The sequence below is a fragment of the Cellvibrio sp. QJXJ genome (assembly GCF_024452345.1).
Classification (GTDB): Bacteria; Pseudomonadota; Gammaproteobacteria; order Pseudomonadales; family Cellvibrionaceae; genus Cellvibrio.
The window spans coordinates 215,089-234,572 of sequence record NZ_CP101662.1 but is presented as its reverse complement, the minus strand read 5'-3'; the positions used below and the strand labels follow the sequence as shown (position 1 = coordinate 234,572).

Annotated in this window: 18 protein-coding genes and 1 tRNA gene; 2 read left to right on the top strand and 17 right to left on the bottom strand. The window is 48.2% G+C overall.

The window, feature by feature from the left end; translation table 11 throughout:
- Positions 1-127: 127 nt before the first annotated feature.
- Positions 128-2,035 (bottom strand): beta-ketoacyl synthase, encoded by a 1,908-nt coding sequence (locus tag NNX04_RS00910; protein ID WP_007642193.1) that lies wholly within the window; start codon positions 2,033-2,035, stop codon positions 128-130.
- Positions 2,036-2,180: 145 nt separating this feature from the next.
- Between NNX04_RS00910 and NNX04_RS00905 the strand changes: the two genes are divergently transcribed.
- Complete coding sequence (locus NNX04_RS00905; RefSeq protein ID WP_007642195.1) at positions 2,181-3,185, top strand: GlxA family transcriptional regulator; 1,005 nt, start codon at positions 2,181-2,183, stop codon at positions 3,183-3,185.
- 70 nt (positions 3,186-3,255) lie between these two features.
- Here NNX04_RS00905 and NNX04_RS00900 read toward each other — a convergent pair whose 3' ends face one another.
- Together NNX04_RS00900 and NNX04_RS00895 are read right to left on the bottom strand one after the other, a co-directional pair.
- The gene (locus NNX04_RS00900; RefSeq protein ID WP_007642197.1) at positions 3,256-3,750 is read right to left on the bottom strand and encodes an Hsp20 family protein; all 495 of its coding nucleotides are present in this window, start codon (positions 3,748-3,750) and stop codon (positions 3,256-3,258) included.
- Positions 3,751-3,889: 139 nt separating this feature from the next.
- Entirely contained in the window at positions 3,890-4,813 is a 924-nt protein-coding gene (locus NNX04_RS00895) for a TIGR01777 family oxidoreductase (RefSeq protein ID WP_007642199.1), read from the bottom strand.
- Between the two features lie 275 nt (positions 4,814-5,088).
- Here NNX04_RS00895 and NNX04_RS00890 point away from each other — a divergent pair, with 275 nt between their 5' ends.
- Positions 5,089-5,400 carry an HPF/RaiA family ribosome-associated protein gene (locus NNX04_RS00890; protein ID WP_007642201.1) on the top strand — a complete coding sequence of 104 codons (312 nt, stop codon included), beginning with the start codon at positions 5,089-5,091 and terminating at the stop codon, positions 5,398-5,400.
- Between the two features lie 93 nt (positions 5,401-5,493).
- Here NNX04_RS00890 and NNX04_RS00885 read toward each other — a convergent pair whose 3' ends face one another.
- The 14 genes from NNX04_RS00885 to NNX04_RS00820 all read right to left on the bottom strand — a co-directional run bounded on the left by NNX04_RS00885 (position 5,494) and on the right by NNX04_RS00820 (position 19,363).
- On the bottom strand, positions 5,494-6,243 hold the full coding sequence (locus NNX04_RS00885) for a SapC family protein (RefSeq protein WP_007642203.1): 750 nt from the start codon (positions 6,241-6,243) through the stop codon (positions 5,494-5,496).
- A 179-nt stretch (positions 6,244-6,422) separates the two neighbouring features.
- Positions 6,423-6,499 (bottom strand) — tRNA-Pro (locus NNX04_RS00880).
- Positions 6,500-6,670: 171 nt separating this feature from the next.
- Positions 6,671-7,030 carry a MerR family transcriptional regulator gene (locus NNX04_RS00875; protein ID WP_007642204.1) on the bottom strand — a complete coding sequence of 120 codons (360 nt, stop codon included), beginning with the start codon at positions 7,028-7,030 and terminating at the stop codon, positions 6,671-6,673.
- A complete protein-coding gene (gene ihfA / locus NNX04_RS00870; protein WP_007642205.1) occupies positions 7,011-7,319 on the bottom strand; it encodes an integration host factor subunit alpha in 309 nt (102 codons plus the stop codon). The genes NNX04_RS00875 and ihfA overlap by 20 nt, the downstream gene beginning before the upstream one ends.
- A gap of 12 nt (positions 7,320-7,331) precedes the next feature.
- Complete coding sequence (gene pheT / locus NNX04_RS00865) at positions 7,332-9,707, bottom strand: phenylalanine--tRNA ligase subunit beta (RefSeq protein WP_261947187.1); 2,376 nt, start codon at positions 9,705-9,707, stop codon at positions 7,332-7,334.
- A 15-nt stretch (positions 9,708-9,722) separates the two neighbouring features.
- On the bottom strand, positions 9,723-10,736 hold the full coding sequence (gene pheS / locus NNX04_RS00860; protein ID WP_151058320.1) for a phenylalanine--tRNA ligase subunit alpha: 1,014 nt from the start codon (positions 10,734-10,736) through the stop codon (positions 9,723-9,725).
- A gap of 127 nt (positions 10,737-10,863) precedes the next feature.
- The gene (gene rplT / locus NNX04_RS00855) at positions 10,864-11,223 is read right to left on the bottom strand and encodes a 50S ribosomal protein L20 (RefSeq protein WP_007642208.1); all 360 of its coding nucleotides are present in this window, start codon (positions 11,221-11,223) and stop codon (positions 10,864-10,866) included.
- Positions 11,224-11,254: 31 nt separating this feature from the next.
- A complete protein-coding gene (gene rpmI, locus NNX04_RS00850) occupies positions 11,255-11,452 on the bottom strand; it encodes a 50S ribosomal protein L35 (protein ID WP_007642209.1) in 198 nt (65 codons plus the stop codon).
- Positions 11,453-11,513: 61 nt separating this feature from the next.
- Complete coding sequence (infC, locus tag NNX04_RS00845; RefSeq protein ID WP_441303067.1) at positions 11,514-11,975, bottom strand: translation initiation factor IF-3; 462 nt, start codon at positions 11,973-11,975, stop codon at positions 11,514-11,516.
- A gap of 161 nt (positions 11,976-12,136) precedes the next feature.
- On the bottom strand, positions 12,137-14,062 hold the full coding sequence (thrS, locus tag NNX04_RS00840; protein ID WP_261947186.1) for a threonine--tRNA ligase: 1,926 nt from the start codon (positions 14,060-14,062) through the stop codon (positions 12,137-12,139).
- A gap of 138 nt (positions 14,063-14,200) precedes the next feature.
- Positions 14,201-14,602: a hypothetical protein gene (locus NNX04_RS00835; RefSeq protein ID WP_225318404.1), complete on the bottom strand. Its 402-nt coding sequence runs from the start codon at positions 14,600-14,602 to the stop codon at positions 14,201-14,203.
- 85 nt (positions 14,603-14,687) lie between these two features.
- Complete coding sequence (locus NNX04_RS00830; RefSeq protein WP_261947185.1) at positions 14,688-16,067, bottom strand: efflux transporter outer membrane subunit; 1,380 nt, start codon at positions 16,065-16,067, stop codon at positions 14,688-14,690.
- 3 nt (positions 16,068-16,070) lie between these two features.
- Complete coding sequence (locus NNX04_RS00825) at positions 16,071-18,014, bottom strand: MacB family efflux pump subunit (protein ID WP_261947184.1); 1,944 nt, start codon at positions 18,012-18,014, stop codon at positions 16,071-16,073.
- Positions 18,014-19,363 carry an efflux RND transporter periplasmic adaptor subunit gene (locus tag NNX04_RS00820; RefSeq protein ID WP_261947183.1) on the bottom strand — a complete coding sequence of 450 codons (1,350 nt, stop codon included), beginning with the start codon at positions 19,361-19,363 and terminating at the stop codon, positions 18,014-18,016. Before NNX04_RS00820 ends, NNX04_RS00825 begins: the two co-directional genes overlap by 1 nt.
- Positions 19,364-19,484 lie beyond the last annotated feature (121 nt).

Sequence of the window (19,484 nt, the reverse complement as noted above, 5' to 3'; positions counted from 1 at the left end):
CACAATAAGCTATGCGAAAGGCGCGGCATTTTAAGGGAAAGATATTACTTTGTATAGGGCAATAAACTAATCCAGAGAATTAACCCACCCCATTAGCTATGGGGCGGCAGTAATTCAACCACTAGATCTAGACAAACATATCCGCAAAACGATTAGTGAAAGACAAATCAATCGGCTGGGCAAACCCGGGCAAACACAGCTTATCCAGATCCACAGTAATCAGCGACTCATCAATTAAACCTTCACCAAAATGGTAGATGGTCGCAAAATCACCCTTAAGCGCAGCGGCGTCGTAGGCGACCGAGGCCGCACGCACTGATGCGCGCTTGAGCTGATATTCAGCGAACTTTTCCGCCCCATAACGACAAGCCAGCATCGACTCCACAACGTGAGGCGCAAACACGCTGGCGGTAGCATTATTACCACCAAAGCCTTTTGAGTTCAGAAAAGCAACATCAACCGGCTCATTACGCACCACATCGACCGTCGAAATAGCGAGACGATCCGCAAAAACATCATCAGCAACCTTATCGATAGTCTTAATACCAGGAACAATGCCGTACTTAAAAACACCCAAACTAGTGATCAGCTGCTCACCACTGGCTGCCGATAACGAGTGCCCAACGTAAGCCTTTACCGCAGCCACAGGCCACTTGGTAATGCCAAACACTTGTGCAATCTGATCAAAAATTTGCGATTCGGTCACACGGTTCTGCGGTGTACTCGACCCATGCGCCTGCACCAAAGAGCGTTTTTGAACAGCCTCATCACCAAGAATTGCGCGCACCGATGCCACCGCTTTGGCCATGGTGATGTAATTGCCTGGACCAGGCGCTGAGATAGACTTTTTAAAACCATCCGCATTGATAAACACATCACCCACGGCGCCGTGCACATCAGCCCCCAACTCCATTACCAATGCATCATCCATCAAGACAACATATTGGCTCGCCTCTGCCATAGTAAAACCAGCATTTTCACCAAACGGGCGACTGGTACGACGAGGATCTACCTCATCAACACCGTCCAATTTCTTGAGCTTATCTTCGCTTGCCAGTGCACCCATAGTGGCATAACCGTCGATAATCTCGGCAACAATAGGGGCTTCGGCACAACCAACCAGCGCAACGCGGCATTTACCCGAAGCAATATCATCCGCCGCCGCTTGCAGGTTGTAGAGGAAAGAGGCGCAAGCACCAGTAATGGCGCCGGTCTGCCCTACACTTCCCAGAATGTAGGCGTTCACAAAATCCGCCGGCATAGTATTTAAACCGAGCGGACACTGCTTGGCACTGACACGCCCCCCCTTGAGCCGTGATTGCAATAAACCACCAAAACCATTTTCATCCATCTGACTCATAACATTGCTGGCATAGACACCAACCTGGTCAGGTTTTACCGAATCGATAATTACCTGCCAATCCAAACCGGTTGACTGCAGAGCATCGGAGGCACCAATCACAGCAAGCTGCAGCGCACGCGGATGATAATGGGAGTTGTAGAGTGCGCCAGGATTAAAACCGCGAGGCATTTGACCGGCCGACTTAACCGGTAAATCCCGGTAGCTGTCAAATTTAACACTCAACCCAGTTGGAGAAGTAACGCGAACACGATCAGCGTCAACCTCCTCCACCAACCAATCTGCAGGAACAGGTTCTGGCAGATCGCGCTTACGCATCTCAACGATGAGTGGCGCATCGCCCGCCCCCAAGGTGGCAGACTTCTGCCAATGGGCAGCATCAACATCAAAAAAAGTCTTGTCGATACGGCGAATTAAAGTGCCATCGAGAATTTCTGCGCCAAAACGTGACTCTATGGTAGCAAGATCAATTGGTTCATCGTTTTGGTCGCGATAGCTGCCTTCTACAAAACTAATCAGCCCCATCATGACGGCTAAACCAGCCAGAGTTTCCTGCCGCTCATGAGCATCAAGACTCTCTATTACCATGCGACGATAGGCGTGATGCCCCGAACTGCGACCCGCAGCATTAAATCCACCAAACCCCACAATAATCGGTAGGCGCGCAAGAGACATACAAACTCCAATATCCACAATCAAGAAATTAGCGAGAAGTGTATGGTGATCCCTATACAAGATCACCTTCTTATTTAGTCATTTTTACTGCTAAATTAGCCATGCATACACAAACCCATTCAGATATAGCGGTACCCCAAGCCTTATGAACAATATCCCACCAATAAAAATTCACTTTTTGCTGTGCGAACACATGCTTGCCACCAGCAGTACCCTACCCATGGAGATGCTGTTAGCAGCAGAAAGCGCTGTACGAACCATGTTGGAACCGGAGCAACGGCGAGATATTGAGATACACACCCTCGCGATCACCAATGAACCCATACTGACGCGAACCGGAATGCACTGGCGACCAGACCTGACCATCAATCAGGTTTCACAGAGCGATTTAATTTACATTCCAGGCTTATGGCGCAACCCACGCCCCATTATCAAAAAAAATGCTGCGATAGTGGCATGGCTGCAACAGCAGCATCAAAACGGCGCCATCATTAGCGCAGTAGGCACTGGCTGCTGCTTTCTCGCCGAGGCAGGTTTACTCGACGGCAAAGCAGCCACAACCCATTGGCATTATTTTGACCAGTTTCAAAAGGACTACCCGCAAGTTCAACTCAAACGACAATATTTTATTACTCAAGCGGGCAGTCTCTACTGTGCTGCAAGTGTCAACTCTCTTGCCGACTTGACCATTCACTTTATCCAACGTTTTTTTGGAAAGGAAATAGCCAGCCATGTTGAGCGCCACTTTTCCCATGAGATCAGAAAGTCTTACGAGAGTAGCGGTTTTTTTGAGGCCAACAAAAATCCGCACCCAGATGAACAAATCACCCAGATACAAATCTGGCTTGAAGACAATTATTATCGTGAAATTTTATTTCCGCAGGTATGCGAACGTTTTGGTATGAGCGTGCGTACACTTAACCGCCGCTTCAAAAATGCACTGGGGCAAACACCACTTGAATATCTTCAAAATATTCGCATCAATACCGCCATAGATTTACTAAAAACCAGCAATTTATCAATAGCAGAAATCGCTGATAAAGTCGGCTATCAAGACACCAATTACTTCACCACTTTATTTAAAAAACATCTTGCAACAACACCCAATGCCTATCGCGAAACAGTGCGGGCAAAATTATTCCGCACATAAAAAAACCTCGCCATCGATGGATAGCGAGGTTTTTACTCTTAATTATAAAACTATTTAGACCAAAGAAAAATCAAGCCGCACTCACAGTTGCATCCTCGGGAATACCAGATCCAGCCTGCACAACAGTAAGCTTATCTGCTTCGCGAACACCAATAGGAATAGTGCGTGGCTTCATAGACTCAGGAATAACGCGCTGCAAATCTATGTGCAAAAGCCCATTCTCGTAGTGCGCCGACTTTACTTGCACATGGTCAGCCAACTGGAAGCGACGCTCAAAACTACGCGCAGCTATTCCTTGATGCAAATAAGTACGCTGCTGCTCATCACCCGCCTTGTTTGCAGATATTGTCAGGTTATTTTGATTCACTTCTATGGTTAATTCAGCCTGATCAAAACCGGCAACTGCCATAGTAATTCGGTACTTATCCTCCCCCGTTAATTCAATATTATAGGGAGGGTAACTGGGCTGGTTTTGTTCTGCGCGAGAAAGATTGTCCAGCAGATTCGCCATGCGATCAAAACCAATTGCTGAACGATAAAGTGGGGTGAAGTCAAAATTACGCATATCCGATATCCTCAAATGAGCAATACAAATGTAGCGGCTTATCTATGATCAAGCCATTTCAAAATAGTGATTCTCTATCATCGAGCCATCACGTAACTGAAATGAGGATGTAGAAACAATTTTCAAGGCAACCAATAAATTATTTTCCAAAAATTTTTTCAAATGCCGTTTGTAGCCGAGGATATTCAAATGAGAAACCTGACTGCAGAATTCGCTCAGGCATTACTCGCTGGCTTGCCAACAACAGAGCATCCGCCATTTCGCCAAATAATAACCGCAGCAGCATCGCAGGCATAGGTAACAACGCGGGACGATTTAACTGCTCCGCCAAACGCGCCGTAAACTCACTGTTAGTGACAGGCTCTGGGGCGACAGCATTGTATACGCCGGATGCATCACCATGCTCCAGCAAATAAATAAACAAGCGAATCAAATCATGGCGAGAAATCCACGACATATAATGCTCGCCAGCTCCCATCCACCCCCCAAATCCCCATCTGAACGCAGGCAGCATTTGTTTTAGCGCACCGCCATGACTATCGAGCACGACACCAATTCGGACTATACAAAGACGGGTAAAGTTAGACGCAAACTGCCGTGCAGCCAACTCCCAATCACGACACAACTGAGCAGCAAAACCATCACCAACGGCTGCCGATTCATTCAAGATGGAGCTTCCCGCATCACCATAAATACCTATGGCACTAGCATTAATCACTACAGCAGGGAAAAGCTGCTGATCTGCAAAAAAACGGTACAGTGTGTTCGTAAAATCTATTCTGCTCTGCCGGAATAGTTGCTTTGATTGCTCATTCCAGCGCCTGCCTCCCAGCGACTCCCCCGCCAAATTAATTAAGGCCACAAATGCCACACCTGCAAGTTCGCTTAAGCCACTTACAAGACGAACCTGTTTATTCAAATAACGCGACGCACGCGGCACGTCACGGGTCAGCACCCAAACTTCATATCCATGATCGATGAGCTCAAGACACAGCGCACCACCAATAAATCCACTCCCGCCGGTCACCAATACACGACCCTTATCCAATGAATCATTTTTCATAACAAAGCCTCCACTGCATATCACCCTAATTTAAGCCTTAAGCCTTTGATTTTTATTACCTCAAAACAAATCAAAACGATCACCCTACGCCACCATCTTAAGCACTATATGGCACTAAGATCACAAAGCTCTATAAGAGAGACCAAAATGTTATTAAGAAAATGAGCAGAAAACTTGATATTTATATCAGGATGATCAATATAAGAAGTGAGGGCAACTGAAACCTGCCTAGGCAGTAACAAACCCTCTCAACATAAACGTTAAGGAGCTTTACGATGAAACCTGCTGTCGACGTTGTATATCGTGATTTGGATTCTTCTGCTGCACTCAACGACATCATTACCAAGAAACTCGAAAAACTCAGCCGCTACACCGACCAAATAATTCACAGCCGCGTCGTCCTGGATGCCCCACACCAACACAAACACAAAGGAAAACAATACCGAGCCTCCATTGAGCTCGATATCAAAGGCCATCCTGTGGCGATTACTCAGGATGATGAATCGATTCATGTTGCTGTACGTGATGCTTTTTCCAGCGCTGAACGCAAAGTTAAACAACTTGCCGCACGCCACCGCGATCGCTGAAAAAACAAGCTGAGCCACTGGAACTTTATCTACCTGAAATAAAAAAGGCCGAAATCAATTAAGATTTCGGCCTTTCAGAAAACCTACAAATTATTATTTTGTGGCTTCAAGTTGTGCAGATTTTTTGCCGATCAACACATTCAAGTTGGATAAAGACTGGATGTGACTGTAGATCAATTCCAAGCCATCCTTTTTGAACAAATCCAAAGCATCTGCATCACTAAGTGCTTTAAGCTTTTCACGCTTAACCACATAAAAACCCATTAGGTTCATATTGGCATCTTCACGCCCCTTAAAGGTAATATTGGCTTGCATAGGCTCAAGTAAATCGAGTTCATGCAGACGCTTACAAAATACCTTGGTCATTTCAGCGCGATATTGATAATCCTTAAGGAACTCCACAACCTCTTTCAAATGCGCGCTTTGCTCACCATTCTCTTCAAACAGCTTACGTCCCTTGCTGCCGTCTTTGATCACTGTTGCGCTATCCGCATCAATGCAAAGCGCCATAGTATCAGCTGCTTTATCGCCCCCCAATACAAATGGATAGCGACGAATGAATGCAGGAATGTAGCGAGAAGTAAATTGATTCTTTTCATTTAGAACCAGATTTTCGCCCTCTTTCAGCCCCATAATAGCTAGAGGAATATACTCACCTTCATTGGCGGTTGCCGAAAAAACAATAGGGAATTCAGCGGCAGCAAAAGGAATTTCTGTGGCCAGAACCGGCACAGAAATCATGTGCGATACAAAAGAATAATCTTCAACTTGTACCGACCAGTTACGATGAACTTCAGATGACAGTGGTTGAATGTTGTCATAAATCATTAATTGCTTTGCCACGAGAATACCTCTATTTATTTTCTATGCAGGGAGTTAGCGATAAACAATACGAGAATGCATGTTAGCACTTTGAGGAAAGACTGCCACTAGAATTGGCACAGTGAAGCACGGCTATAACAGGAGAAGAAAATTCTGACAATAAAAAAGCCGCTTATAAGCGGCTTTTTTATAAAACTAATTGGTCGGAACGGCGGGATTTGAACCCACGACCCCTACACCCCCAGTATAGTGCGCTACCTGACTGCGCTACGCTCCGATATTTTCTGTCGCCCCAGCAGTTCAAGCCGTCACGAAGAGGATCGGCATAATACCCGAATTTATTACCAATGCAATCGTAGTTTTAATAATTAGCATTGGCATTGGTGAAATCAGATATTTCACAATCAAAACGATTATGAATTCACCAAATAGATAAGTTTGAAGTACTTTATTTAACCTTCAATAAATCAAGCAAGTGCTCCAAATCATCGATCATGCGCACTACTAACTGATTGAGCTGGCCAGAGCTGGAGCCATTATCCTCATTAGTCATCTGCAGCCGGGCACCACCAATAGTAAAACCCTGATCATATAAAAGACTGCGAATTTGGCGGATAGTTAATACGTCCTGCCGTTGATAATAGCGACGATTACCGCGCCGTTTAACCGGATTTAATTGCGGGAACTCTTGCTCCCAGTATCTTAAAACATGCGGTTTAACTGCACATAACTCACTGACTTCACCAATAGTGAAGTAGCGCTTACCGGGTATTACGGGAAGTTCGTCGTTATGACTCGGTTCCAACATAAGCTTCTACTCGTGCCTTAAGTTTTTGTCCTGGGCGGAAAGTGACCACACGCCGAGCGCTAATAGGAATTTCCTCGCCCGTCTTGGGGTTCCTACCAGGACGCTGACTTTTATCGCGCAATTCAAAATTGCCGAAGCCAGAAAGTTTGACCTGCTCGTTATTTTCCAAAGCATGGCGGATCTCTTCAAAGAAGAGCTCCACCAATTCTTTGGCTTCACGCTTATTGAGTCCGAGATCCTCATAAAGTTTCTCGGCCAAGTCTGCTTTGGTCAGAGCACCGTCCGACATAGTTATTATTCCCTATCTGAGGGTGGCGGAAAAATTCGCCCCCAGATACTGAACAATCGAGTCAATGGAGGCGTTGATCTCATCTTCATTAAGAGTGCGTGAAGGATGCTGAAAGGTCAACCCCATAGCGACACTTTTTCTATGTGGATCAATACCTTTGCCCATATATACGTCAAAAACCTTTAAGTCGATAAGGTGTTCACCCGCCTGCTCTTTAACCGCCGCCAAGAGCTTGTCAGCAGCCAAATCGCGATCGACCAACAGCGCCAGATCGCGGCGCACCTCAGGGAACTTGGACAGGGAAGTAAAGGCCGGGATTCGCGCCTTTAACAACGAACTGAGACGCACTTCAAACAAATACACCGACTGAGGTATATCCAGCTGCCGCTGCAAGCTTGGATGCAATGCCCCGACTACTCCCTGCCACTCGCCATCGCGATAAATCGCTGCCGTCTGGCCAGGGTGTAATGCGGAATGATTGCCCGGCTTAACAGTGAATGCTGATTCATCACCTGTTAGTGCCAGCAGTGATTCAAGATCCCCCTTGAGATCAAAGAAATCCACTAGCTCGGCAGCATTAGACCAGGACTCAGGCGCGCGACTGCCATAGATCAAACCAGCAAGCATAGCCTCCTGTTTAAGACCATCTGCTGACGGAACAAAACGCAACCCCGATTCAAACAAACGCACACGGTTCTGTTGGCGATTGAGGTTGTTGCGCAACACGCTGACCAAACCTGGCATCAAACTGGTGCGCATTGCTGCCATATCAGCGCTGATGGGGTTACGCAACACAACCGGTGACGTTTCCGGATCAAACAATGCGGATAACTTCGGCTCGATAAAGCTGTAGGTAATCGCCTCTTGATAACCGCGTGCGATCAGCTGATTGCGCAGAGCTGGCAACCCCATTTTCGCTTCGGGGTGAGGTTCGATATCCAGAGGTGCAGCAAGGCTTCTTGTTGGCAAACGGTTGTAGCCATATACGCGCGCCAGCTCTTCAAGCAAATCTGCTTCGATGGAAATATCAAAGCGGTAGCTGGGAACAGCAAACACCCAGCCTTCTGCGTTTTGCAACAGCAAAGTCAAACCTAACCGGGCAAGAATATCGACGACCTCGTTGTCCGCCATCTCCAGACTCAGGCCACTAAAAATGCGGGCTTTACGTAAGGTGACCTGGCGCTCTTGTGGCAAATGCTCGTTGGTGACATGAACAACAGGACCCGCTTCACCACCAACAATTTCCAGCAGCAAAGCGGTGGCACGCTCAATAGCATCCAACTGCAAGCTGTAATCCACACCGCGCTCAAAGCGATGCGAGGAATCGGTGTGCAAACCGTAAGAACGAGCACGGCCAGCTATCGCCAGCGGATTAAAGAAGGCACTTTCCAAAAAGATATCGCGCGTAGTTCCTCCTACCGCACTTTGCTTACCACCCATAATGCCAGCAATAGCCAAGGCTTTTTGTTGGTCGGCGATAACCATGGTATCGGCATTGAGTTTGATCTCCTGCCCATCCAATAATTGAATCGATTCACCCTGCTGCGCCAACCGCACATGAATGGCACTGCCGAGTTTGGATAAATCAAATGCGTGCATAGGCTGGCCCAATTCGAGCAGCACATAGTTGGTCACATCAACCACGGCGTCGATACTGCGCAACCCTGAGCGAAACAACTTATCTTGCAGCCAAGCCGGACTTGGGCGAGTGATATCAATATTGCGGATGACACGGCCGACGTAGCGGCTACAAGCGAACCCCGCTTCAAGATGCACGGGGAAACTGTCGGTAATGGATGCAGCTACAGCAGGGATTGCCGGCGCAGTGACGGGAGCGCGATTCAATACACCAACCTCGCGTGCAACACCTTTAACACTCAAGCAATCGCTGCGATTCGGAGTCAAATCGACTTCGATCAACTTGTCATCAAGGTTCAAATATTCGCGCAGATTAACGCCCACGGGAGCATCGGCGGCCAATTCCCATAAACCGGTATCATCATCGCCCGCTTTTAACTCGGTTTGGCCACAAAGCATCCCAAATGATTCAACGCCACGCAGCTTCGCCTTTTTAATCTGGAAGTCGCCCGGTAATTGCGCACCGATAGTGGCAAAGGGGATTTTGATCCCAACACGCGCATTAGCTGCACCGCACACAACCTGACTAAGACCATCGGGCAGGCCAGCTACCTGGCATACACGCAGTTTGTCGGCATCGGGATGTTGTTCACAGCCAACAATCTCGCCAACAATTACGCCGGTAAAATCACCAGCGACAGATTCCACCGCATCAACTTCCAAACCAGCCATAGTGAGCTGGGCGACTAATTCATCGGTAGCTATGGCTGGATTAACCCACTCACGCAGCCAGGATTCACTGATTTTCATATTTCATTCATTCCGTTAAAACTGTTTCAAGAAGCGCAAATCGTTCTCAAAGAACAAACGTAGGTCATTGACCCCGTAGCGCAACATGGCCAAGCGCTCTACCCCCATACCAAACGCGAATCCGGTATAGGTTTCAGGATCGACACCGCTGGACTTAAACACTTCAGGATGCACCATACCGCAGCCCCCCACTTCCAACCAACCAGTGTTTTTGCACATGCGGCAGCCTTTGCCACGGCATTGGGTGCACTGGATGTCCATCTCAGCCGATGGCTCGGTAAAGGGAAAATAAGATGGGCGAAAACGCACCGGAACATCGGCCTCAAAGAAGGCTTTCAGGAATTGGTCCATGGTGCCTTTGAGATCGGCAAAACTGATATTTTTATCGACCACCAAACCCTCGACCTGATGGAACATCGGTGAGTGAGTCACATCGGAATCGCAGCGATAAACACGACCAGGGCAGATCACCCGGATCGGTGGCTGCTTGTTTTCCATGGTGCGCACTTGCACTGGAGAGGTGTGGGTGCGCAGTACGTGGGTATCATCCACGTAAAAGGTATCGTGCATCGCCCGCGCGGGGTGATGGGAAGGAATATTGAGCGCTTCGAAGTTATGGTAGTCATCTTCAATTTCAGGACCCACTTCAACGCTATAACCGACAGCCGCAAAGATCTCTTCGATGCGCTGTAATGTCCGGGTGACCGGATGTAAACCACCGGTATGCTGACCACGGCCAGGCAGGGTTACATCAACCACTTCGCTAGCAAGCTTGGCGTTAATCGCCGCTTGCTCAAGTAATTCTTTGCGCACATTAAGTGCGTCTTGTACCGCATCTTTGGCTTTATTGATTTCAGCACCGGCAGCGGGACGCTCCTCTGCCGATAATTTACCCAACGTTTTCATCAACGCGGTGATGCTGCCATTTTTGCCGAGATAGTTCACACGTACTGCATCAAGTGCAGTCAGATCTTGGGCATCGGCTACGAGTTTGAGCGCTTCTTGGGTAAGCGCAGCGAGATTTTCCATCTGCTTTTCCAGTTCGAATCGTTAACTATCAATAAATACAGCCATAAAAAAAGAGGAAGAACCCTAAAGCCCTTCCCCTTTTCATCGCGTTCACACAAGCCCTTGCGAGCCTGAGGTTGTTGGACGATTAAGCAGCCAGAGCTGATTTAGCCTTCGCAACAACAGCAGCAAAAGCTGCTTTGTCGTATACAGCCAGATCAGCCAGCACACGACGGTCGAGAACGATGCTCGCCTTTTTCAAGCCAGCAATCAATTGACTGTAGGACATGCCTTCAGCGCGTGATTGAGCATTGATACGAGTGATCCACAAAGCACGGAAATTACGCTTTTTAACGCGACGATCGCGGTAAGCATATTGACCAGCTTTGATAACCGCTTGTTTGGCAACACGGAATGTACGCGAACGTGCACCGTAGTAACCTTTAGCAGCTTTTAATACTTTCTTGTGACGACGACGCGCCTCTACACCACGCTTAACACGGGCCATATTACAATCCTCTCAAAATTAATAAGCGCTATTAGATAGCACGAAACAAACGTTTTACGCGTGGTACATCGGCTGCATCAACGATGCTAGTGCCGCGCAATTGGCGCTTACGCTTGGTCGTCATTTTGGTCAGGATGTGGCTCTTGTTAGCGTGCTTGAATTTGAAGCCAGCGCCGGTTTTTTTGAAGCGCTTTGACGCGCCGCTATGTACTTTAGCTTTGGTTGCCATGTGATAGAACTCCACACATATAGGTAAATAATATAAATAATCAAGGCAGCTAAAAGCCCGACTATTTTCTCTTTTTGGGGGCGATCACCATGGTGAGCTGCTTACCTTCCATTTTGGCAGCCTGCTCTACGGTGCCCATTTCTGCCAGATCGGTCTCGATGCGCTGCATCATTTCCATCCCCAGCTCTTGGTGGGCGAGTTCGCGACCGCGGAACTTTAACGTTACCTTGGCCTTGTCCCCATGCTCAAGGAAGCGCATCAAAGCCTTTAATTTGACTTGATAATCCGCTTCCTCCGTCCCTGGGCGAAATTTCATTTCCTTCACCAGCTGCTGCTTTTGTTTCTTTTTCGCAGCGGCTTTGGTTTTCTTGATTTCAAACAGATGCTTGCCGTAATCCATAATCTTACAGACTATTGGATCGCTATCAGCAACGATCTCCACCAAGTCAAGGGTAGCGGCTTGCGCCTGCGCCAGTGCATCGCTCAATGCGACAATACCGACCTGCTCACCCTCTGCGTTGATTAAACGAACCTGCTTGGCTTCGATCTGATCGTTGATCCGCGCTTTCTTAGAATTGCCTTTGGCCGCGGGAGCGTTATCTCGTTTGATAGTTGTATCTCCAGTAAATTAATAGAAATAAATCTTTTTTCGCTTTAGCCGTCTTTTAGTCAAAAAACTTTCTTTTAAGCAGAGATATTTCGACCTCGACGCGCTATATCGGCGGTCAAGTGCGCGATGAAAGCTTCCAGATTCATTACACCCAAATCTTGTCCGTCCCTTGTACGAATCGCAAGTGATTGATTTTCAACCTCTTTATCGCCAATGACGAGCAGGTAGGGAACCCGCTGAATTGTGTGCTCGCGGATTTTAAAGCCGATCTTCTCATTTCTCAAGTCCGGAATGACGCGGAAGCCCTTTTCACGCAAGGCTTTTTCTACCATTTTGACGTAATCGGCCTGATTATCGGTGATATTCATGACCGCCACCTGAGCTGGCGCCAACCAGGTTGGGAAGGAACCCTCATAGTGCTCGATCAAAATCCCCAGGAAACGCTCGAAGGAACCGAGAATAGCGCGATGTAACATCACCGGACGTTTACGCTGATTGTCTTCTGCGACATATTCCGCATCCAGGCGCTCGGGCAATACATAATCGAGCTGGATAGTACCGCACTGCCATGAGCGGCCAAGGGCATCTTTGATCTGATATTCGATCTTCGGACCATAGAAAGCGCCTTCACCCGGCAACTCTTCCCACTCCAGACCAGCCGCGCGCAACGCCTGACGCAAGCCCTCTTCCGCTTTTTCCCAAGTTTCCAGAGTACCGGCGTATTTTTCGGGGCGCAGGGAAAGTTTTACGGCGATATCGCTAAAACCAAAATCGTCATAAATCGACTTGAGCATCTGGTTAAAAGAGGCAACTTCAGAGACGACTTGTTCTTCAGTACAGAAGATATGCGCATCGTCCTGCACAAAACCGCGCACACGCATAATGCCGTGTAGTGCACCGGAAGCTTCATTGCGATGGCAAGAGCCGAATTCCGCCAGACGCAGCGGCAAGTCTTTGTGTGAACGCAAGCCGTGGTTGAAGATCTGGATATGACCGGGGCAGTTCATCGGCTTAACTGCAAAATCGCGCTTTTCCGATTCAGTGGTAAACATGTTGTCGCGATAGTTTTCCCAGTGGCCAGACTTCTCCCACAGGGTGCGATCCATAATCATGGGCGTTTTGACTTCCTGATAACCCCAATCATTTTGTTTAGCGCGCATGTACTGTTCGATTTGCTGCCACAGAGTCCAACCCTTCGGATGCCAGAACACCATGCCCGGTGCTTCATCTTGCAGGTGGAACAAATCAAATTTCTTGGCGAGCTTGCGGTGATCGCGCTTGGCCGCTTCTTCCAGTAAATTCAAATAAGCTTTTAACTGCTTGGCATCGGCAAACGCAGTGCCGTAGATGCGCTGCAACATTTTATTGTTTGAGTCACCACGCCAGTAGGCGCCCGAAGTGCGCATCAATTTAAAATTCAGACAGAAACGCATGTTAGGTACGTGAGGGCCCCTGCACATGTCGATGTATTCTTCGTGGTGATACAGACCTGGCGTTGCATCTTTAGGCACGTCGCGATCCAGAATTTCCAGTTTGTAAGTCTCGCCGCGCGCGGTAAATACATCGTAAGCTTCTTGCCAACTCACCTTCTTTTTTACTACGTCATATTCGGTTTTCGCCAATTCCAGCATGCGCGCTTCCAAACGCGCTATATCTTCATCAGTCAGCTTGTGCTCGAGGTCGATGTCGTAATAAAAGCCATTATCAATGGTTGGGCCAATAGCCATTTTCACATCAGGAAACAATTGTTTGATCGCATGACCAAGCAAGTGCGCGCAAGAGTGACGAATAATTTCCAAACCGTCTTCGTCTTTAGGGGTGAAAATCACCAGATCCGCATCTTCAGTGATCAAGTCATGGGTATCGACACGCTGACCATTCACACGGCCACCGAGTGTGGCTTTAGCCAGACCAGCGCCGATAGAAGCAGCAACTTCATAAACAGAGACGGGATTATCGAAAGGACGTTTGGAACCGTCGGGGAGAGTAATTACAGGCATGGTAGATCCTTGTCAGTGGTGGCCCCTACGAAAGGTCACGTGATTTTAAGAAAGTAAAAAATAGGCAAAAAACTAAACCCCGCACCTACGATTGTGCGGGGCGACGAGTATAGGGGAGCTTAAGGAGCAGAGGCAACCTCAGCGGGATGACAAGACCAGCCAGCGATTGCGCCATTTAAGTGCTGCAACACATAGTGTGAACAGTAAGCAGGCAGCCAAGGCGATAAGCACTTCGCGCAGATGTGGTGAAAAAATCACCGTATAGCCCTGCCCTTTGATGAGCGATGAAAAACTGGATACTGCAAAAGGCATCCAGAATAGACGAAATGTTTGCCACGGATTGGCGAGCGGCGATTGGCCATTACTGACACTCAACATCAACGCAATACCAATCACCACACTGATTCCCAGCGCATTAATCCAGATTTTGGGATTGGGATCAAAATGGAAATAGACGGTAACGAAATACCAGATGAGGTAATACCAAAGCACCATTTTCCCGAACGGTAAACGAGAAAAATAACACAATAACGCCGACATATGCCCAATAACCTCCTCTGGATTTATAGCTGCTATTCGTAGCACCTAAAAATACCAGCAGAAAAAGTGCCAGTTCATCTCGAAATTAAAGATTCCAACCACCACCAAGGGATTTATACAATTCCACTGCGGCATTTAAACGGGACAATCGCTGCTGCACCAGAGAATCCTGTGCCTGAAACAAACTGCGCTGAGCCTCAAGAAGTGATAGCAAATCATCTGTTCCTTCACGGTAACGTGCTTCAGACAAACGCAAACTGCGTGCGGCATTGGTGACTATTTCCTGCTGGCTGACCTCCTGCCTGGCACTGATATCAGTAGAGACCAAAGCGTTATCCACCTCTTGCAATGCAACTAAAATCGCTTTGTGGTACTGCAAAACCAACTCCGCGCGACGAGCTTCGCTCAAACGCCTTTGATTGACCAAGCGCCCCCCGTTAAAAATAGTTTGCGCTAGCGACAGCGTCCATCCAGAGGCTTGTGTTGCCGGGTTAAGCGCAAATAATTCACTCGCCGATTTACTCGCACTGGCACTAAAACTAATACCTGGCAATAGCGCGGCACGTGCCGCATGAATATCTGCATCAGCCGCTGCCAAATCAGCTTCGCGCGCGGCCAAATCCGGGCGACGCGCAATCAACTCCGCCGGTGTACCGGGTGTAATTTGCGGCACAGCTACTGCGAGTAAATTTTCTGCAATCAGCACAAATTCTTGTGGCGTTTTTCCCAACAAAATTGCAAGGGCTGATTGCGTTTGCCGCGCTTGCAATTCAAGCGGCAAAAGTGCTGCTCGCTGCGTTAACAGGTTGTTTTTTTGTTGCGCCACATCGGCAGCAGTGGCTGCACCATTGCGAAAACGTGCATCAACTATGCGCTGCACACGCTCGGCAATAACGATATTTTTTTGCGCCGTCACGATGCGCTCCTGCAAGGCCAACCATTGAAACCAACCGCTGGCGATAGCCGCTTGTATGCTCAGCGCAGCCGCATCCTGATCATAACGTGTTGCATCAAAACCCGCTTTAACAGCAGACCTATTGGCAGCCAACCCACCCCATAAATCCACCTCGTAATTCACACCAATACTGGCACGTGTGGATTCACCACGTTCACTTCCCTGCCCATCCGCTTTAGTGCGCGACTCACCGGAAGATGCAGTGGCAGTTAATGACGGAAACAAAGTCGCGTTGGCAATGCGCATTTGCAATTCAGCTTGACGCACACGCTCGGCAGAGATCAGTAAGTCGGGGCTTTGTTGCTGCGCAAGCTGGATTAATTCATTTAGTGTTGGCGATGCAAATGCCTGCCACCAATCACTGTCGATTTGGATTGCGGCGGTAGTATTAAGGGTTACAGAATAAGCATTAGCATAATTAATGAGTGGCTTTTCTGATGGGGCAGCACTGCATGCTGACAACAGAATCATGCAGGAAGCCAGTGCAATTTTTTTACTGAACAAGTACATAAACTACTCCGATGCCAAAGCGGTAACAGGATCAAGCCGAGCCGCTTTCCGCGCAGGTAAATAGCCGAACAGCAAACCAGTTAAAAAAGCACAGCTAAATGCCATCACAATCGGTGTCAATGAATAGGCAACGGTTGTACCCAAATAACTTACCAACATGGCCACACCCAAGCCCAGTGCCACACCCAGCACTCCACCAAGCGCAGACACCACCAATGCTTCAATTAAAAATTGTTGCATTATGTGGCGGGTGCGCGCACCGGTGGCCATGCGAATACCAATTTCGCGAGTACGCTCGGTTACACTAACTAGCATGATATTCATTACACCAATGCCACCTACCAGCAGTGAAATAGCGGCGATAGAACCCAACAAAACTGTCATGGTATTTTGTGTTTCAGAGACCATATCAATCAGCGATGACATACTGCGAATTTGGAAATCTTCAGTGCCGTGCCGTTCCATCAATAACGCATGTACTCGAGTTTGCACAGCCTCCATATTTTTCTCATCATCAACCGAGATTGTTATGTTGCGCAAAAAGCGCTGACCAATCACCCTTAAGCTACCGGTTTTAAACGGCACAAAAACCTTATCATCCTGATCCTGGCCACCAGGGTCAGCGCCACGCTCACTCATAACACCTATGACTTGAAATAACACATTATTGATAATAATAAATTCGCCAATCGCATCTTGTTGTGGAAACAATTTAGTGGCTACTGTTTTTCCCAACACCACCACTGTCGCATAATTTCTATCATCTTCTTCGCTAAAGAAAGTTCCTTGGGCAACATCCCATTTTCGCGCGTGAGGGAATTGTGCCGCCGTAGCATTTACTTCTGTGGTGTGATCCACATTGCCATAACGCAAGGTAAACTGACCGTTTAGCTCAGGCAATGCAGCGGCAATATTGGGCAGTGCTGCAATCGCATCCACATCTTCCGGCACCAAGGTTACCGAGTCCCAGCGGAAACGTTGTGTCGGCCCACCCGGCCGCACCAATAACAAATTGCTACCCATTGCGCTAATACTGTCTACCACGGATTTTTTAGCACCATCACCAATGGCCATCAAAGTAATTACCGAAGCAACGCCAATTACAATGCCTAGCAGAGTTAACACGGTGCGAAAAATATTGCTGTGCAGGGAGCGAAATGCCGTTTTAGTTGCCTCAAACAATTCATTGCGCAGGCTGGATTCACCGCGCAACGCATGCTCTTCCAGTGGTGGTTGCGATGGAATTTTTGGTCCGGCATCAGCAATAATTTCGCCATCGCGGATTTCTATCAAACGCTGGGCATGGTGTGCCACTTCCGCATCGTGGGTAATTAAAATAATAGTGTGACCTTGCGCCGATAATTCTTTCAGCAAGCGCATTACTTCTTTGCCGCTGTGACTATCCAGCGCGCCGGTTGGCTCATCCGCCAAAATTATCTGGCCACCATTCATCAGTGCGCGTGCGATAGATACACGCTGCTGTTGCCCGCCTGACAACTGACTAGGGCGATGATGCAAACGTTCGTGCAACCCGAGTGAACTTAATAATGCCGTTGCCCGTGAGCGGCGCGCAGCAGGCGACAAGCCCGAATAGGTCGCAGGCATCTCCACATTTTCACAGGCGGTTGCACCGGCCAACAAATTGTAACTTTGAAACACAAAACCGAAGGCTTCGCGCCGCAACTGGGCAAGGTCATCAGTACCCAACTCGTTAATATTTTTTCCATCAAAAAAATAATCGCCAGTGGTTGCACGATCCAGGCAGCCGAGAATATTCATGAGAGTGGATTTGCCCGAACCCGATTGCCCCATGATGGCAACAAATTCACCGGGGTAAATTTCCAGGTCTATGCCGTGCAATACTTGCGTAGCAAGCTCGCCATTGCGAAAAGTTTTGGTGATACCCGTTAGTTTAATCAGCGGTTGAATAGCATTAGGCGTTGTCATTAACGTCTACCCATGCCCATACCGGGGCCACCCATGCGCATACCGGCTGCCGCTTTTGGTTGTGAGGGGCGCGAGCTGCCACTGACCACTTGCTCGCCCTCCGCAACACCTTCAATAATTTCTGCCTGCACACGATTGGTAACACCGACTAACACCTTGCGCTCTTCAAGGCTGCCGTCGCTTTTCATAATGTTCACCAGCGCTGGGCGCGGAGAATGCGCCGTTTTATCGGCACTTAGATTTCTGCTATCGATGCGTTCTTTTATTTCAGCACGACGTTTTTTCCACTCGGCTTTTTGTTGTTCCGTGCGCTCAGGGCGATTGGGAGTTTGCGCTTGTGGGCGATCGCCCCGCGGCGATATAAAACTCACTGCCGACATAGGTACTAACAACACATCTTTTGCTTGGGATTCAATAAAAAATACCTGCGTACTCATTTGTGTCATCAGCAAACGATTTTCGTTCGGCACATCAAACAGTGCGTTATACAACACCACGTTATTGAGAATTTCCGGCGTCGGCTGAATGCGATCCAACTTGCTATACCAGCGGCGCCCCTGACTGCCGAGTGTGGTGAAATAAACCGGCATAGTTTTACGCAGTTTGCCGATGTCTGCTTCCGACACCTGCGTCTGCACGGTCATGGTTGAGAGATCGGCGATACGCATAATGGTGGGCGCCATTTGATTGGTATTCAATGTCTGCCCTTGGCGCGAGGTAATTGACACCACGGTGCCATCGATAGGTGCGTAAATGGTGGCATAAGTTAAATTAGCGGCTTCTACACGCAAGGTAGATTCCGTTTGTTCAATTTGCGCTTGTAAGGCTTTTAGTTGCGCCTGCGCCGATTTCAAATTGGCTTCTGCCGTTTGCAACGACTCGTTGGTGGTCGCATCTTCTTTGAAAAGATTTTTTTCGCGCTGGTATTTTATATTTGCCAGCGCTAATTGCGCTTCGCGATCCAACAATTGCGCCTGCTGGGTGCGCAGCGAAGCGCGGGTTGCATCCACGCGCGCGGCATAAACCGTTGCATCGATTTCCGCCAATAGATCGCCGGCTTTTACTTCCGAACCCACATCAACATGCAATTTTTCCAACTGACCGGATACCTGCGCACCGACATCAACATAATCCTGCGGCTGCAAAGTACCGGTAGCAGTGACCAGGTTTTCAATATCACCGCGCGTTACCGCCTCTGTTGTATAAATGACCGCCTCGTCGTCGCTTGCCCACAGGCTACGCCACAAGCCGAAAACCACTAGCAATATCAGTAAAAGTGCAACGGCAATATTGCGCCAGGAGTTAAATATTTTTTTAATTGAGGTTTTAACAAGGGAAGGTTTAGCCATGGAAAACAGCATCCGTTAAATGAGTAAGCGGCTTTATTGGTATAAAAGAAAAGGAAAAGGCGTATAAAAATAAAGGGAAATTATAACCTGCACGCGCCGACAGAATAGCCGGCAAAGGGAG